Origin of the sequence: Pseudoalteromonas sp. S16_S37 (assembly GCF_014694405.1) — a bacterium.
Classification (GTDB): domain Bacteria; phylum Pseudomonadota; class Gammaproteobacteria; order Enterobacterales; family Alteromonadaceae; genus Pseudoalteromonas.
Window position 1 is genome coordinate 195,163 of the sequence record NZ_JAAUWV010000002.1, and the last position, 15,596, is coordinate 210,758.

19 protein-coding genes are annotated in these 15,596 nt (G+C 42.7%); 4 read left to right on the forward strand and 15 right to left on the reverse strand.

Translation table 11 applies throughout. The features are described from left to right. Positions 1-21 precede the first annotated feature (21 nt). The 8 genes from HC733_RS01850 to zapE form a co-directional block, all read right to left on the reverse strand. Positions 22-435 (reverse strand): ClpXP protease specificity-enhancing factor, encoded by a 414-nt coding sequence (locus tag HC733_RS01850; protein ID WP_190363353.1) that lies wholly within the window; start codon positions 433-435, stop codon positions 22-24. Beyond that, positions 435-1,061: a stringent starvation protein SspA gene (gene sspA / locus HC733_RS01855; RefSeq protein ID WP_190363354.1), complete on the reverse strand. Its 627-nt coding sequence runs from the start codon at positions 1,059-1,061 to the stop codon at positions 435-437. Before sspA ends, HC733_RS01850 begins: the two co-directional genes overlap by 1 nt. Before the next feature lie 98 nt (positions 1,062-1,159). Then, positions 1,160-1,897: a cytochrome c1 gene (locus HC733_RS01860; RefSeq protein WP_190363355.1), complete on the reverse strand. Its 738-nt coding sequence runs from the start codon at positions 1,895-1,897 to the stop codon at positions 1,160-1,162. Next, positions 1,894-3,159 carry a cytochrome b gene (locus HC733_RS01865; protein WP_190363356.1) on the reverse strand — a complete coding sequence of 422 codons (1,266 nt, stop codon included), beginning with the start codon at positions 3,157-3,159 and terminating at the stop codon, positions 1,894-1,896. Before HC733_RS01865 ends, HC733_RS01860 begins: the two co-directional genes overlap by 4 nt. Next, positions 3,159-3,749: a ubiquinol-cytochrome c reductase iron-sulfur subunit gene (petA, locus tag HC733_RS01870; protein WP_190363357.1), complete on the reverse strand. Its 591-nt coding sequence runs from the start codon at positions 3,747-3,749 to the stop codon at positions 3,159-3,161. The genes HC733_RS01865 and petA overlap by 1 nt, the downstream gene beginning before the upstream one ends. Positions 3,750-4,265: 516 nt before the next feature. Beyond that, positions 4,266-4,655, reverse strand: coding sequence for a 30S ribosomal protein S9 (gene rpsI / locus HC733_RS01875; protein WP_190363358.1), 390 nt, complete (start codon positions 4,653-4,655; stop codon positions 4,266-4,268). 11 nt (positions 4,656-4,666) lie between these two features. After that, a complete protein-coding gene (gene rplM, locus HC733_RS01880; protein WP_070983177.1) occupies positions 4,667-5,095 on the reverse strand; it encodes a 50S ribosomal protein L13 in 429 nt (142 codons plus the stop codon). Positions 5,096-5,354: 259 nt separating this feature from the next. Next, complete coding sequence (zapE, locus tag HC733_RS01885; RefSeq protein WP_190363359.1) at positions 5,355-6,443, reverse strand: cell division protein ZapE; 1,089 nt, start codon at positions 6,441-6,443, stop codon at positions 5,355-5,357. A 155-nt stretch (positions 6,444-6,598) separates the two neighbouring features. On the opposite strand from zapE, the gene HC733_RS01890 reads away from it, so the two are divergent. The 3 genes from HC733_RS01890 to HC733_RS01900 all read left to right on the forward strand — a co-directional run bounded on the left by HC733_RS01890 (position 6,599) and on the right by HC733_RS01900 (position 9,711). Further along, a complete protein-coding gene (locus HC733_RS01890; RefSeq protein ID WP_190363360.1) occupies positions 6,599-7,057 on the forward strand; it encodes a YhcB family protein in 459 nt (152 codons plus the stop codon). Between the two features lie 125 nt (positions 7,058-7,182). After that, positions 7,183-8,535, forward strand: coding sequence for a DegQ family serine endoprotease (locus HC733_RS01895; protein ID WP_190363361.1), 1,353 nt, complete (start codon positions 7,183-7,185; stop codon positions 8,533-8,535). 90 nt (positions 8,536-8,625) lie between these two features. Beyond that, positions 8,626-9,711, forward strand: a complete 1,086-nt coding sequence (locus HC733_RS01900) for a trypsin-like peptidase domain-containing protein (protein WP_190363362.1) — start codon at positions 8,626-8,628, stop codon at positions 9,709-9,711. 63 nt (positions 9,712-9,774) lie between these two features. Here the strand turns inward: HC733_RS01900 and murA are convergent, their stop codons facing one another. Genes murA through mlaF form a run of 7 tightly spaced genes read right to left on the reverse strand, consistent with a single transcriptional unit; the run spans position 9,775 to position 14,453 of the window. Further along, entirely contained in the window at positions 9,775-11,034 is a 1,260-nt protein-coding gene (gene murA, locus HC733_RS01905) for a UDP-N-acetylglucosamine 1-carboxyvinyltransferase (protein ID WP_190363363.1), read from the reverse strand. A 10-nt stretch (positions 11,035-11,044) separates the two neighbouring features. Beyond that, positions 11,045-11,302, reverse strand: coding sequence for a BolA family protein (locus tag HC733_RS01910; RefSeq protein ID WP_190363364.1), 258 nt, complete (start codon positions 11,300-11,302; stop codon positions 11,045-11,047). A gap of 5 nt (positions 11,303-11,307) precedes the next feature. After that, positions 11,308-11,607, reverse strand: coding sequence for an STAS domain-containing protein (locus tag HC733_RS01915; protein WP_190363365.1), 300 nt, complete (start codon positions 11,605-11,607; stop codon positions 11,308-11,310). Then, positions 11,594-12,271: an MlaC/ttg2D family ABC transporter substrate-binding protein gene (locus tag HC733_RS01920; RefSeq protein ID WP_190363366.1), complete on the reverse strand. Its 678-nt coding sequence runs from the start codon at positions 12,269-12,271 to the stop codon at positions 11,594-11,596. The genes HC733_RS01915 and HC733_RS01920 overlap by 14 nt, the downstream gene beginning before the upstream one ends. 5 nt (positions 12,272-12,276) lie before the next feature. Beyond that, positions 12,277-12,819, reverse strand: a complete 543-nt coding sequence (gene mlaD, locus HC733_RS01925; protein ID WP_190363367.1) for an outer membrane lipid asymmetry maintenance protein MlaD — start codon at positions 12,817-12,819, stop codon at positions 12,277-12,279. 15 nt (positions 12,820-12,834) lie between these two features. Then, on the reverse strand, positions 12,835-13,611 hold the full coding sequence (mlaE, locus tag HC733_RS01930) for a lipid asymmetry maintenance ABC transporter permease subunit MlaE (RefSeq protein WP_446727611.1): 777 nt from the start codon (positions 13,609-13,611) through the stop codon (positions 12,835-12,837). Further along, the gene (gene mlaF, locus HC733_RS01935; protein WP_238937401.1) at positions 13,611-14,453 is read right to left on the reverse strand and encodes a phospholipid ABC transporter ATP-binding protein MlaF; all 843 of its coding nucleotides are present in this window, start codon (positions 14,451-14,453) and stop codon (positions 13,611-13,613) included. Before mlaF ends, mlaE begins: the two co-directional genes overlap by 1 nt. A 181-nt stretch (positions 14,454-14,634) precedes the next feature. On the opposite strand from mlaF, the gene HC733_RS01940 reads away from it, so the two are divergent. Then, positions 14,635-15,591: a calcium/sodium antiporter gene (locus HC733_RS01940; protein ID WP_190363369.1), complete on the forward strand. Its 957-nt coding sequence runs from the start codon at positions 14,635-14,637 to the stop codon at positions 15,589-15,591. Positions 15,592-15,596 lie beyond the last annotated feature (5 nt).

Consider the following 15,596-nt stretch of genomic DNA (forward strand, 5'->3'; position numbering starts at 1 on the left):
GTTCAGACGTAAAGCTGGATACTACTTGATAACTCTAAGGTGTGACCCTTTTGGCTTTTCTGGTTCAGCTTTTTCTGACTCTGTTGATTGTGTCTCAAGCGTTTCTTGAATATCTTCTTCAGGAAACTCTTCTTGCGTAAAGACTGTTCCTTCGCCATTTTCACGTGCATATATGGCCAATACCGCAGCGATAGGCACATACACTTGCATAGGTTGACCACCAAAACGAGCATTAAAGCTCAATTGGTGATTATCCATTGCAAATTGTGTGACTGCTGATGGGCTAATATTCAACACAATCTGCCCATCTTGTACAAACTGTGTAGGCACTTGAACAGCTGGATACTCAGCATTAACAACAAGGTGTGGTGTACACTCGTTATCAACGATCCAATCAAAAAAGGCTCTCAGTAAATATGGGCGATTAGGAGTCATTATGCTCTTATCTCACGCTCAGCTTCAGTCAATGAAGCTTGGAAAGAGTCACGCTCAAATAAACGTAACATATAGTCTTTCAACTCTTTCGCTCCAGCGCCACTGAGTTCAATACCTAATTGTGGTAAACGCCAAAGTAGTGGTGCTAAATAGCAATCTACTAAGCTGAACTCTTCACTCATGAAGTAAGGCGCTTCATTGAAAATTGGCGCAACAGCCAACAATGCTTCTGTTAACTCCTTACGCGCTTGTGCTTCTTCAGCTCCACCATCCATAATTTTTGCAGCTAGGCTGTACCAGTCAGTGTCAATTCTGTGCATCATAAGACGACTACGGCCACGCATTACTGGGTAGACAGGCATTAAAGGTGGATGTGGAAAACGCTCATCAAGGTACTCATTGATGATATTCGCTTGGTATAAACCCAACTCGCGGTCAATTAAAGTAGGGACCGTACCATAAGGGTTTATCTCATGTAGAGCCTCTGGCAGGTTATCCTTCTCTGCTAGGTGAATATCAACACTTACCCCTTTCTCAGCCAGTACAATACGCACTTGGTGGCTATACATGCAGTTTGCACCAGAGAAAAGAGTCATTACAGGGCGCTTATTGGCAGCAACGGCCATGCCTACCTCCATTAATAATTACAAAAAGTAATAAATCACTTTAAACAGCAATAGGGGCTAAAGCCCCTATTACAAAAATCACCTTAGATATGACCAACTTAGTGGACATCTCTCCAGTATTCTTTCTTCAAGAAGAACGCAAGGATAAATAGAATAACTAAAAACCCTAGTACTTTATAACCAATTGCTTTTGACTCTAGACGAGAAGGCTCACCTACATATGCCAAGAAATTGGTAATATCGCGTGCTGCTTGATCATATTCATCAGTACTCATCTCACCAGAACCATCAGTTTGAGTGCCAACTACTTTGGTTACAGTATGGCCATGCTCTTCTACTTGTTCAGTAATTGGCACTGGTAAACCTTGCAACTCTTGTAGTACATGCGGCATCCCTACTGAAGGGAAGATGGTGTTGTTAACGCCAAATGGACGAGACTCATCTTTATAGAAAGATTTAAGATAAGTGTAAATCCAATCGGTGCCACGAACACGAGCAACTAAAGTAAGATCTGGTGGCGCAGCACCAAACCACTTAGCAGCGTCATCTTTTTCAATCGCATTCAAAATATGACTACCCACTTTTGAGCCATCAAAAATCAATTGCTGCTGGCCGATATCAGTTGGAATACCGATATCTCTAAAAGTACGCTCATAACGCTGATACTGCATTTGGTGACAACCAAGACAGTAATTCATAAACAACTTAGCACCACGTTGTAATGACGCTTTGTCAGTTAAATCATTACCCGCATCCATCAGTGGCACCGATGGACCCGCTGCCATGGCAAACGTTGGCAATAATGCGAATAAACCGATAATTAGCTTTTTCATCATTTCGTCAACCTCGTTGGCAATGGTTTTGTCTTTTCATTCTTCGAGTACACAAACAGTAATACGAAGAACATGAAGTATGTCACGGTAGTGATTTGCGACAACAATGTCTTGAAGTCTGTTTGCGGTGTAGCACCAATCCAACCAAGGATAACAAACGTCACAACAAACTGTGCAATGTTAAGCTTGTGCAGGCCACAGCGATAGCGAATAGATTTCACTTTACCACGGTCAATCCAAGGTAGCAGAGCAAGTACAACAATCGATGCACCCATTGCCACAACACCTATCAATTTATTAGGAATAGCACGTAAGATTGCATAGAACGGTGTGAAATACCAAACAGGGAAAATATGCTCAGGCGTTTTCAACGGGTTAGCCGCTTCAAAGTTAGGTGCTTCTAGGAAGAAACCATTCATTTCAGGCGCAAAGAATACTACCCAGCAGAACAAAATTAAGAAACCAGCCACACCGAGCACATCTTTTACTGTGTAATAAGGGTGGAATGGAATAGCGTCCACGATATCTTTTTTGCTTGTGTAATACTCATGGAACTTGAATTTTGGCTTGTCTTCTTCAGCAACAGTGCCTTTCTTACGCTTGATTTCAACACCATCAGGGTTGTTTGAACCCACTTCGTGTAGAGCAACAATGTGCAAGAATACAAGAATGACTAATACTAGTGGCAGTGCAATAACGTGTAATGCAAAGAAACGGTTTAATGTTGCACCAGAAATTACGTAGTCACCACGGATCCAAAGTGTTAAGTCATCACCAATGACCGGAATAGCACCAAACAGCGAGATAATTACCTGAGCACCCCAGAAAGACATTTGTCCCCAAGGTAGCAAGTAACCCATAAACGCTTCTGCCATTAACGCTAAGAAGATGAACATACCGAACAACCACAATAGTTCACGTGGTTTTTGGTAAGAACCGTAGATCATGCCACGGAACATGTGCAAGTAAACAACAATAAAGAACGCTGATGCACCAGTAGAGTGCAAATAACGCAGTAGCCAGCCGTATTCAACATCACGCATGATGTATTCAACAGAAGCAAACGCACCTTCTGCTGATGGTACGAAGTTCATAGTTAACCAGATACCAGTAACAATCTGGTTAACTAATACTAAAATGGCAAGTGAGCCAAATAAGTACCAAAAGTTAAAGTTTTTTGGCGCAGGATATTGAGCAATGTGCATATTCCAAACGCGAGTCATTGGAATACGTTCATCGATCCAGTTGATAATATTACCAAACATTACGCAACCCCTTCTTCTTCACCGATTATAATCGTGGTGTCATCAATAAAGGTATACGGCGGAACTTCAAGGTTTAATGGCGCTGGTACTGATTGGAATACACGACCAGCCATGTCAAATTTTGAACCGTGACATGGACAGAAGAAACCATCTTCGGTACCTTCAACCTTCTCACCAAAACCACCCTGTAAGAAGCTAGGCGAGCAGCCAAGGTGAGTACAAATACCAACCGCCACAAAAATTTCAGGACGCTTAGAACGATATGGGTTTTTCGCTGAATCTAGCTGTTGAGGCTCTTCAGATGCAGGGTCACGAAGCTTATCTTCATGAGCTTTCATCTGCTCAAGCATTTTTGGCGTACGAGAAATAACCCAAACAGGTTTACCTCGCCACTCAACACGAATTAATTGTCCAGGTTCAAGCTTGCTGATATCTACTTCTACAGGCGCACCTGCAGATTTAGCTCGCTCACTTGGATTCCAAGACGCAATAAAAGGAACAGCAGCCCCAGCCGCACCAACACCACCAACAACAGAGGTAGCTATGGTTAAAAAGCGACGTCGGCCATTGTCTACAGGCGCATTGCTCATCCACTTATCTCCACTATGATTCTCAACACTTGCTATATTGAGAACATCAGTTACAGCAGGTTAATTTTAAGAAACTACAAAATAGAAGCGATCATAAATAAATCCCTTGATTAAAACAAGGTTATTACAGACTCATGCCCTAATAAACCCAAGCTAAATTAGCTAGGTTACTTTGAGCATGAGGCCGATGGCATATGATACGCTATTCTAAAAAACAATATACTGACCAAGATCAACCTCAACAGAGGCTAGAGAACCACCGAATGCGGGGTTGAAACTCGCTCACTTTACTTGCCATGCAATTGTAGCAAAAAAAACCGCTGAGTTATCGTCAGATTTGCACTAAATCCCTAAATATTGCACTTTTTTTATCAGAAAATCTGAGGATTAGGAAAAGAGACTACTAATTGAGCAAAAATAAAAATGACTGGAACTGAATTTAAAAGGCAGGCAGGAATAGCGTAAAAACAAAAAACCCAGCAAAAGCTGGGTTTTTGAATTCTTGAAACGTAAAAATTAACGTTTTGAGAACTGTGTCTTCTTACGTGCTTTCTTAAGACCAACTTTCTTACGCTCAACTTTACGAGCATCGCGAGTAACAAAGCCAGCTTTACGAAGTGTAGGACGAAGTGACTCGTCAAATTCCATAAGTGCACGCGTGATACCGTGGCGGATCGCGCCAGCTTGACCAGTCATACCACCACCTTCAACAGTGATGTAAAGGTCAAACTTCTCTGTCATATCAACTAGCTCTAGAGGCTGACGAACAACCATGCGAGAAGTTTCACGACCGAAGTACTCTTCGATAGAACGCTGATTAATTACGATGCTGCCAGTGCCTGGGCGTAAGAATACGCGAGCACTTGAACTTTTACGACGACCTGTACCGTAGTATTGATTTGCCATGAGTGTGCTCCTTAAATGTCTAGAACCTGCGGCTGTTGTGCCGCGTGGTTGTGCTCGCTACCTGCGTAAACCTTAAGTTTACGGTACATTTCACGACCTAGAGGACCGCGAGGTAACATGCCTTTAACCGCTTTTTCGATGATCATTTCAGGCTTTTTAGCTTGAAGTTTCTCGAAGTTCACAGACTTAAGACCGCCAGGGAAGCCAGTGTGAGCGTAGTACATTTTGTCCTGAGTCTTGTTACCAGTTACAGTAACTTTTTCAGCGTTGATAACGATGATATAATCACCAGTATCTACATGAGGAGTGTACTCAGCTTTATGCTTACCGCGAAGGCGACGAGCGATTTCAGTAGCGATGCGACCTAAAGTTTTACCTTCAGCGTCAACTACGTACCAGTCACGTTTTACAGTTTCTGGTTTAGCAACAAACGTTTTCATTTAAAAATCCAATGTTTTCTATTTAAAACCACAGGTAATCAAAAGATTACCGCTTACTATATGAGTGCTTTAACCCCTTCGAGTTTAAGACTTTTTTGCCGCTCAAGTCAGTGGCTAAGCCGACGAGGGCAATAGAACGCAACGTGGCAGGCCGCGGATTATAGCAACTCTATTTATGCTTGACTAGCGTGAGATTGTTTTTTCTACAAAAAACTTTTGCATCAAGTTTACTTATGCAGGTAGAACAAAAAAACAACCATCAAGCAAGATGTTCTCTGGCTAGGTATTCAAGTGATTGCATTTCTTGTAAACGGCTGATGCAGCGCTTAAATTCGAAGTTCAAAGTCCCTTGGGTATACAGCTCAGCGATAGGAGCAGCCGCAGAGATAATCAAAGTAACATTTCGTTCGTAAAATTCGTCGACCAATGCAATGAAGCGTCTTGCAGCATCATCGTTATGCTGCCCTAGTTGTTTCACATTCGATAAAATCACAGTATTGTATAACCGACTGATTTCCATGTAATCAACTTGAGAACGCGCTGTTTCACACAAAGCTGAAAAGTCAAACATAACGATACAGTCTGAAACTTTACGGGTTTGAATTAAGCGCCCTTCTATTTCAATCTTCTCGTCTAAACGACCCGGTTCTGGTGATAACTTATCAAAGTATTCAAACAGATTTTTATCTGCTTGCTCATCTAATGGACTGTGGAAAATCTCTGCTTGCTCAAGTGTTCGCAAACGATAATCTATACCCGAATCAACATTCACAACTTCGGTATTTTCTTTAACCAGCTCTATTGCAGGTAAAAAACGCGCTCGCTGCAGACCGTTACGATACAATTCATCGGGCACAATGTTAGAAGTCGCCACCAACACGATATCTCTGGCAAACAACGCTTGCATCAAGCCACCTAGTAACATGGCGTCAGTAATATCTTGCACAAAAAATTCATCGAAACAAATAATATCCGTTTCGGCCTTAAACTTATCAGCAACGGTTTCAAGCGGATTTTTAACCTCTTTCAACAACTTTAACTCGTCATGCACGCGGTGCATAAAACGGTGAAAATGCACGCGCATTTTTCTTTGTGTTGGCAAGGCTTCATAGAAGGTGTCGACCAAATAAGTTTTACCCCGGCCAACGCCCCCCCAAAAGTATAACCCTTTTACTTTTTGTGCATTTGGCTTACCAAACCACTTAGCGAACAGCCCTTTTTTTGGTTCAGGCGCTGCAGATAAATCATCATATAACCTTTGCAAATGCTTTACGGCGTTCTCTTGTGCACTATCGTATTGAAAGTCTTCGCGCTGTAAATCTTGCTGATATTTTTCCCACGGTGTCATAGTCAGTTACATAGTTCTACGTTTTTATTTGCGTATTATATTAACACGCATCGATTCTAGGCGTATATTTAGCTTATCATTAGATTTTATCATTAGTCGCAAACTCGCCCGGTTTTCAAAGCTTATGCGCTTCGCGATGTTATTAGGAGAGATATATGACCTCATTTGCCTGGATTGGCCTTATCGTAATCGTTGCCATTGCTGCCTTTTTTATTGGCTCTGTATGGACTAAAAAGCATTTCAAACACAGTGAACTTGAGCAACAAGCTCAACAAGCAAAACACGAGCTTGAGCAATACCGACAAGAAGTTGCCGACCACCTTGCAAGCACCAAAAAATTAATGGGTAAAATGCAAGACAGCTATAGCCAACTGTTAAGCCATGTAGAAGAAACAAACCAAGTACTTCTTGCTGAAAAACCAAAACACCCTAGCGAGCCATTTTTCTCAAAAGAAACAACTGAGCAACTACATGCTTCATTAAAGAGCCGCCCTGAGCGCCGCCGCAATGACAGAGCTAACGAAGGCTTTTCACAACCAACCGACTATGTAGATGGAGAAAGCGGCTTGTTCTCTGGCGAACGGTTAGAAGTTGAGCAATCAAAAGCCTCTTGATGAACTTTTTTTTGACCCCATAGTCAGTAGATATAGTTTTTCACAATAGCGAAACGGCAAGCACCTATAAATTTTAGTACCTGCCTTTTCAATGCATTAACGCTTTTGCGGAGTATTTACTGACTATGAAATTGAAACACTCGTTATTAACAGCAGCTATCCTATCAACCGCCCTACTTATTAGCCCTAATGCTGCTTTAGCTAAACTTCCCATGGCTGTAGATGGCCAAAGTATGCCAACACTTGCACCAATGCTAGAGCGTGTTACACCTGGTGTAGTAAGTATTCAAGTTTCAGGCGCAAAAGAAGTACGCCGTCGTGTTGACCCTTTTGACTACTTTTTTGGCAATCCGCAACCTCGCAGTCAAAAACGTCCTTTTAGCGGTCTAGGGTCTGGTGTAATCATAGATGCTGATGAAGGTTATGTGGTGACCAACAACCATGTAATAGCAGATGCCGAAAAAATTGTTGTCACACTAGAAGATGGCCGAGAATTTGAAGCCAAGCTCATCGGCACAGATAAAGAATCCGATATTGCGTTACTGGAAATAGAAGGCAAAGATTTAACCGAGATTAAACTTGCCGATTCTGACAAGCTTCGCGTCGGTGACTTTGCCGTTGCCATTGGTAACCCGTTTGGCTTGAGCCACACGGTTACATCAGGGATCATCAGTGCGCTAGGACGTAGCGGTTTAAATATTGAAGGTTACGAAGATTTTATTCAAACTGATGCGGCAATTAACCAAGGTAACTCAGGTGGCGCACTTGTGAATCTCAGAGGCGAGCTGATTGGTATTAACACCGCAATCTTAGGTGCTTCAGGTGGCAACGTGGGGATCGGCTTTGCTATTCCTTCCAACATGATGAAAAATCTGGTTGATCAGATCATTGAGTTTGGTCAAGTTCGTCGCGGCTCATTGGGCATTGAAGGTCGCACACTTGATGCGGGTATTGCTAAAGCACAAGGCTTTGATGTTAAGCAAGGTGCCTATGTTGCACGCGTTATCAAAGAGTCAGCAGCCGCAGAAGCCGGCATATTAGCCAACGATGTTATTGTCAGTGTTAACGGTGACGATATTCATAGCTTTGCAGAGCTTGCTAGTAAAATTGCCACAATTGGTGAAGGCAGAACCGTAGAACTAGGCGTTTATCGAGATGGTCGTAAGCGTACCATTGAAGTTACACTTAAAGGTCAAGGTGAAGCTCAAGCTCCGGCCGACAAAGTACACCCTATGCTACGCGGCGCGGTACTTGAAAGCGGCGAGCGCAATGGCAATAAAGGTGTAGTTGTCACTTCTGTTGAACCACGCTCTCCTGCAGCGCGAGTTGGTTTAGAAGAAGGCGATGTGATCATGCAAGTAAACCGTCAACGAGTTGATAGTATTCGCGATATGAGCAGCCTAATAGATGATATTCAAGGTAACATCGTGCTTGGTATCAAACGCGGCAGAGACTCGGTATTCTTGCTTATTCAATAATATAAGTTTGTATTAAAAAACACAGCGGCACTTGCCGCTGTGTTTTTCTTTGTGCATGATAAAACCTTTAGAACTAATAAGACTGCGCTTGTGCTAAAACTAATTCGCTTTTTACTCCCTCCTTTTGTGGCGGGACTTTGTATCGCTTTTCTAATTATTTGGTTTTCTCCAAACCTAAAAAATACCGTGTTGCCCAAATTTGACGTCACCGGACACTATACTAGCAGCCACATGAGTTTTGCTGATGCTGTTGAAAAAGCGGCACCTGCAGTTGTCACTATCTTCTCCGAAAGTATTTCATCGATGCCTCGTTATATGCGCGCAAATACGACTCAAGAACTAGGCTCAGGGGTGCTTATGTCCCATGATGGCTATATTTTAACGAACTACCATGTTGTCAATGACGCCGACCAAATCATGGTCATACTTACGGATGGGCGCCGCTTCAATGATGTACAAGTCATTGGTTTTGATACGATAACAGATTTAGCATTACTAAAAATCGATGCCCAACACCTGCCGGTGATCCCCATTGATGATAGTTTTAACCCTCGCGTTGGCGATGTTGTACTTGCTATAGGTAACCCTCTGAACTTAGGTCAAACCATTACTCAGGGTGTGGTGAGTGCAACAGGCAAGCAAACGCTCACCGATAGCCCGTACAATAACCTATTACAAATGGATGCAGCTGTGAATGTTGGCAACTCTGGCGGCGCACTTGTCAATTCCAATGGCGTACTTGTAGGTATCACCTCGGCTCAGTTTCGTACCCGCTACAACATCGACATACAAGGTATCTCTTTTGCCGTACCATACAAACTCGCTAAAGAAGTGATGCAAAAGCTCATTGTGGATGGTCGGGTAGTACGTGGTTATTTGGGCTTTAGAGGCGCTGCAGTTGACAGTACTGGTAAGGAAGTTACCGATTTATACACTCGTATCGTTGGCTTAAGAGTCAGTGATTTAGACCCTCTTGGGCCCGCATGGCAAGCAGGTATGCAAGAGAACGACATTATAGTAAAAGTCGCTGGAGAACCGGTCACCAATCCACAACGTACTTTAAAATTCATCGGTAATACTAGGCCAGGAACGCGACTCGAGTTTGAAGTTTATAGAGGCGATGAACTGCGCACCTTCACTTTAGTCGTCGCTGAGCTCGAAACCAGAGCCAACTAAACAGGTATTACATAACTAAAAAGCGAGTATCAAAACTCGCTTTTTAGTTTAAAAACAATTCAGTTAGTTATGTCGGCGTTTTATTTTTGCCCCTAACTTACTCAACTTATTTTCTATACGCTGATAACCCCTATCAACATGGTAGATACGGTCCACTAATGTCTCTCCGCTAGCAACTATACCCGTTAAAATTAAGCTTGCAGAAGCTCTTAAATCGGTAGCCATAACCTGAGCACCACTTAGCTTATCGGTATCACCACAAATTGCAGTGTTGCCTTCTAAACGAATATTGGCGCCCATACGCTGCAACTCAGGCACGTGCATAAAACGGTTTTCAAAAATGGTTTCGGTTATCGTCGCACTCCCCTTAGCAACGACATTAAGTGCTGTAAACTGCGCTTGCATATCCGTTGGGAAACCCGGATGAGGCATGGTTTTAATATTGACTGCCGTTAAATCACGACCTCTCATATCCAAATAAATACTGTCGTCATTCACTTCGACAATAGCATTGGCTGCACGTAATTTATCCAATACAGGTTCAAGGCACAAATGATCGGTGTTCTTACACAGCACTTCTCCTTTAGCCATCGCTGCAGCTACAAGAAATGTACCTGTCTCAATTCTATCTGGCAGAATTTTATGCTCGCAACCAGTGAGTTTTTCAACACCTTGAACTTCAATCCTACTCGTGCCCGCACCTTTTATTTTGGCGCCCATAGCAATCAAACAATCTGCAAGGTTAACAATTTCTGGTTCACGCGCTGCATTTTCTAAGATAGTAGTACCTTGGGCTAAGGTAGCGGCCATGAGTAAGTTTTCAGTCGCACCAACACTCACCATTTCCATGTAAATTTCCGCGCCTTTTAAGCGACCGTCTACTCGTGCGTTAATATAACCGTTGTCGACACTAATACTCGCCCCCATGCGCTCAAGCCCACGAATATGAATATCAACAGGTCGGGCTCCAATTGCACACCCGCCAGGTAAAGAAACCTGCGCTTCACCAAAACGCGCAAGTAAAGGGCCGAGTGCCAACACAGAGGCGCGCATTTGTTTCACTAACTCATAAGGCGCAAGTACTTTGTCTACCGAGCTGCCATCAACTTGCAGCACATCGCCTTGCCATTTAATTCCTGCGCCTAATGTTTTCAAAAGCGCTTCTGTAGTGCCAATATCTCTTAGTTGAGGAACATTAGAAAAGTGACTTACGCCATCGGCAAGTAACGCTGCAAATAAAATAGGAAGTGCCGCATTTTTAGCACCAGATATAGTGACCTCACCCGCCAAAGTGGTGCCACCTTGGATAACAAATTGATCCATTGTGACTCCGTTATTGCGGTAAAATAAATTTGCGTTCTCTTTGCCACTCCGTTGGCGTAAATGCTTTGATGCTTAGCGCATGTATTGTCCCATCAGAGATAGAGCCCATTAACGGACCATAGACAAGCTGTTGCTTTTTCACGCGACTTAACCCGTCAAAACACTCCCCTACTGCTATCACTTCATAGTGGTTGCCATTGGCTTTAACTATGACTTCTTCTAAAGATAGGGCTTCTTTTAATAAAGTTTCGACTTGGTTTGTTTCCATTAGACTCACTCAAATAAGTTCGACACCTGACCTAATGCCATTAAATTATGTAGCTGATCAGGTATATTTTTAAGCTCAAGGCGCTTGCCTTGCTGCTGCAATTTACCTAAAGAGTGAATTAACCAAGCTAAGCCCGCCGTGTCAACCCTAGAAACCTCAGAAAGGTCAAAATAACGTACTGACTGCACGTTTTCTATCTGTTGATTAAGAAGCCGTTCATCGACTAAGCTATTTCTCGTCAATTCACCACTAACTTGGATAAGATCGCTCTCTAATTCACGGAACTGAACTTTACTTGCTGCCATCATCCCCCCTGAACTGCACAGGTAGGCGGCTTTTTTTATCCAAAAGTTCAATGACATGCTCTATGCCTTGTTGACGCAAAATGCCGTGTAACTCAGACTGTTTTGCATCTAATAAGCTAATTCCTTCAGCCATCATGTCATAAGCTCGCCACTCGTTGTTGGAGTCCCTACGAACTTTGAAATCAATTTTTATATCAGGCTTGCCCGGCTCAACAATCGTGGTTTTAACAATAGCAACTTGCTCGTCTGCAAACTCTTTAGCGGGAGAAAACTCCACTTGTTGATTTGTATACTGTGTAAACACACCTGCATACGTCGCAACTAAGTAGTTCTTAAACACTTCAATAAACTGCTTGATGTGTGTTATCGCTTGCTCCTTTTCCTCTTTATCCTTAATATTTCTAACCTTTTGGATATAGCTACCTAGGACGCGATAAGCCGCATACTTATAATCAATATAAGGTAATAATTCCTGCTCTACGATTACTCTTAGATGTTCCTTATTGGCAACAATGACATCCTGATCTTTGGTGATGCGCTTGAAAGTATTGTCCGCTACTTGTTGTACCATTTTGTAGGGGTCATTCATATCAACTGGCTCGTTAGCCAACGTAATACTGCTAAACAGCAGTGTTGCAGCAGCAATAAATATTCTTACTAACATGGCTATTACTCACTACCTTGATTAAATAAAAATTGTCCAATCAGCTCTTCTAATACTAACGCTGATTTTGTATCTGTCACCAAGTCTCCATCTTTTAATGCTTTACTTTGAACGCCAAATAAATCATCTAAATCAGAGCTTGTGTCTGTCACTTCATTACCAAGGCATGTTTGTTTAGCCGCATCTGAAGCGATCACCGGAGAAATTCCCAAGTATTGTTCACCTAAAATCCCAGAAGTAAGAATAGACACTGATGTTGTATCCGAAAACTGGCATTCATAATTTGCATCGATACTCATAGCAACCACTGGCACAAACTCTTGTGGATGAATACTGATCCCCTCTACACGACCTATTACCACACCACCCACTTTAATAGGCGCTCGAGTTTTCAACGAACCTATATTTTCGAATTTAGCGTTAAGCGTGTAGGTTTCTCCGCTCCCCGAGATACCAGAATTTGCAACCTTTAAAGCCAGTACCGCAAATGCAGCTACGCCCAATGCGACAAATAAGCCAACTAATATTTCAATTTTCCGTGTATTCATTTGTTTTAAAACCTTTTAACCTGAAAACATCACAGCAGTTAATAAAAAGTCGAACCCTAAAACTGCCAATGAAGAGTGGACTACTGTTTCGGTCGTCGCCTTACTGATCCCCTCGGATGTGGGAATACAATCATAACCTTTATACAGCGCAATCCATGTCACAATAAGTGCAAACACAAAGCTTTTGATCATGCCATTTACAATATCTTTTTCAAAAGACACCTGAGACTGCATTATTGACCAGAAGCTACCTGAATCAACACCAAGCCAATCCACACCAACAAGATGTGCACCCAAAATTGCTACCGCTGAAAAGATTAACGCGAGCAAAGGCATACTAATGAAGCCCGCCCAAAAACGCGGAGAAACAACTCTTCTTAAAGGGTCAATCGCCATCATTTCTAAGCTAGAAAGCTGCTCAGTAGCCTTCATTAAACCGATTTCAGCAGTTAACGCACTACCAGCACGACCAGCGAACAACAACGCGGTTACCACAGGCCCCAGCTCTCTTAATAAACTCAAAGCAACCAGTGGCCCTAAACTATCTTCAGCGCCATAGCCTACTAGTACGGTATAACCCTGTAGGGCCAGTACCATACCGATAAACAATCCCGATACCATGATAATAAGTAAAGACTGATGCCCAACCATATACAGTTGACGGACAAGTAAGGCAGGCCCTTTTCGCAAATTTGGCACATTAACCAGTGCACCAATCAGCATACGTGTCGCTCGGCCTAACGAAGCAAATCGGCTCAGCGTTTTGTGCCCAACTGATTGAAAAAATTCGATCACAGCTGACTCCCTGATAGCAGTTCATCTTGATAGTCTTGTGCTTGATAATGAAATGGCACGGGACCATCAGATAAACCTTTGAGAAACTGCTGCACTAACGCAGAGTCATGTTGTTGCATTTGCTCAGGAGTACCGCTACCGATAACGCCTTGTTCAGCAATGATCACTACATGATCGGCAATGCCCAAAACTTCATTCACATCATGTGTCACAATCAAGGATGATAAGCCTAGCACTTCGTTGAGTGATTTAATCAGTTTTACTAACACTCCCATTGATATGGGGTCTTGCCCCGCAAAGGGTTCGTCATACATGATTAATTCCGGGTCTAACGCAATCGCCCTTGCCAATGCGGCTCGTCTTGCCATACCACCAGATAACTCCGATGGCATTAAGTCTTTTGCACCACGCAGGCCAACAGCTTGTAGCTTCATCAAAACCACAAGGCGGATTAAATCTTCACTTAATTGGGTGTGTTCTCGCAATGGAAATGCGACGTTATCAAAAACCGACATATCAGTAAAAAGCGCACCGCTTTGAAACAACATGCTCATTTTAGTACGTACATCATAAAGCGCTTTGCGAGACATACTTGGGATACTTTGTCCCTCGAATAAAATATCACCCCTATCAGGTTTGAGCTGGCCACCAATTAAACGCAGCATTGTCGTTTTACCAATACCACTTGGGCCCATAATGGCTGTGATTTTTCCTTTCGGAACGGAGAAACTCATGTTTTTATAGATGATCCTTTCACCCCGTGAAAAAGTAACATCCTTGATCTCTACAATTGCTTGCGACAAGTCGCTCTCCACATCTACATTTACGAATTGTGACATAATACGTTTTTTTGCCTTACGAAGGAAAAAAGTTTTCGTAAATTTTTGTAATATATCTTGTCTGACTTACTCCTGAATAAGGCACTACATAATCACTAAGCGGCCTCTTTTACTTATACTTTTGAGTACGTATTTGATATTATTTGCGCCATTGTAACTTTAACAATGGCCTCGCTTTTTTATGCTTTTATCTTTTGTCATCCTTATTTTGGGATTCGCCGCATTAGTATGGAGTGCTGATCGCTTCGTTTTTGGAGCCGCAGCGCTAGCGCGTAACTTTGGCGTACCGACTCTAGTTGTGGGTTTGACCATAGTTGCCATGGGGTCATCGGCACCAGAGATGATGGTTGCTGCCCAAGCCGCACTAGCAGACAAAACAGATACAGCCGTAGGTAATGCGATTGGTTCCAATATTGCAAATATTCTGTTAGTTCTTGGCGTTACTGCACTGTTAAGACCTCTGTCCGTAAGCTCTGGCATTTTAAAGCGAGAAATGCCGCTATTAATCCTCGTTTCTCTAGCCGCTTGGTTCATAGTGAGTGATAGCCACTTTAGCTTCTTGGAAGGCGCAGCTTTGCTAGCAGGCTTTGTCATTTTCCTACTCTTATTGATGGTAATAACCAAAAAGGGGGGGGCTGAGGGTGACCCACTCATTAGTGAAGCATGTGATGAAGTACCAAATGATGTCCCAACACGTAAAGCGCTATTTTGGCTAGTAGTAGGCATGGTATTACTGCCCATTAGTTCTGGGTATTTAGTAGATGCTGCGGTAGACATCGCTAAATATTTTGGCATGAGTGATTTACTAATTGGATTAACGATTATTGCAGTGGGTACCAGTTTGCCAGAATTAGCAGCCTGTATCGCAGGCGTTCTGAAACAAGAAGACGACCTTGCGCTTGGCAATATAATTGGCTCTAATATATTCAATATATTGGCTGTTTTATCTATTACAGGGATCATTAACCCCTCAAATATAGATGCTAATATTGCTGGGCGAGATATCTTTATCATGCTGGGGGCAACACTCACTTTGGTTTTCATGAGCTTAAGCTTTACTGGAACCCGTCGTATTAATCGCCTCGAAGGTGGCGTTTTGGTGGCTGCGTTTATTGCCTATATGTATTACATTATCTAGGAACA

Bases quoted from the DNA above. Each gene is read 5' to 3' on its own strand.
- HC733_RS01865 (WP_190363356.1), bottom strand. From the start codon at position 3,159: ATGTTTGGTAATATTATCAACTGGATCGATGAACGTATTCCAATGACT.
- petA (WP_190363357.1), bottom strand. From the start codon at position 3,749: ATGAGCAATGCGCCTGTAGACAATGGCCGACGTCGCTTTTTAACCATA.
- HC733_RS01890 (WP_190363360.1), top strand. From the start codon at position 6,599: ATGACCTCATTTGCCTGGATTGGCCTTATCGTAATCGTTGCCATTGCT.
- HC733_RS01850 (WP_190363353.1), bottom strand. From the start codon at position 435: ATGACTCCTAATCGCCCATATTTACTGAGAGCCTTTTTTGATTGGATC.
- murA (WP_190363363.1), bottom strand. From the start codon at position 11,034: ATGGATCAATTTGTTATCCAAGGTGGCACCACTTTGGCGGGTGAGGTC.
- HC733_RS01920 (WP_190363366.1), bottom strand. From the start codon at position 12,271: ATGTTAGTAAGAATATTTATTGCTGCTGCAACACTGCTGTTTAGCAGT.
- sspA (WP_190363354.1), bottom strand. From the start codon at position 1,061: ATGGCCGTTGCTGCCAATAAGCGCCCTGTAATGACTCTTTTCTCTGGT.
- rplM (WP_070983177.1), bottom strand. From the start codon at position 5,095: ATGAAAACGTTTGTTGCTAAACCAGAAACTGTAAAACGTGACTGGTAC.
- HC733_RS01860 (WP_190363355.1), bottom strand. From the start codon at position 1,897: ATGATGAAAAAGCTAATTATCGGTTTATTCGCATTATTGCCAACGTTT.
- rpsI (WP_190363358.1), bottom strand. From the start codon at position 4,655: ATGGCAAATCAATACTACGGTACAGGTCGTCGTAAAAGTTCAAGTGCT.
- mlaF (WP_238937401.1), bottom strand. From the start codon at position 14,453: ATGTCACAATTCGTAAATGTAGATGTGGAGAGCGACTTGTCGCAAGCA.
- HC733_RS01895 (WP_190363361.1), top strand. From the start codon at position 7,183: ATGAAATTGAAACACTCGTTATTAACAGCAGCTATCCTATCAACCGCC.
- mlaD (WP_190363367.1), bottom strand. From the start codon at position 12,819: ATGAATACACGGAAAATTGAAATATTAGTTGGCTTATTTGTCGCATTG.
- HC733_RS01910 (WP_190363364.1), bottom strand. From the start codon at position 11,302: ATGGAAACAAACCAAGTCGAAACTTTATTAAAAGAAGCCCTATCTTTA.
- zapE (WP_190363359.1), bottom strand. From the start codon at position 6,443: ATGACACCGTGGGAAAAATATCAGCAAGATTTACAGCGCGAAGACTTT.
- HC733_RS01915 (WP_190363365.1), bottom strand. From the start codon at position 11,607: ATGGCAGCAAGTAAAGTTCAGTTCCGTGAATTAGAGAGCGATCTTATC.
- HC733_RS01940 (WP_190363369.1), top strand. From the start codon at position 14,635: ATGCTTTTATCTTTTGTCATCCTTATTTTGGGATTCGCCGCATTAGTA.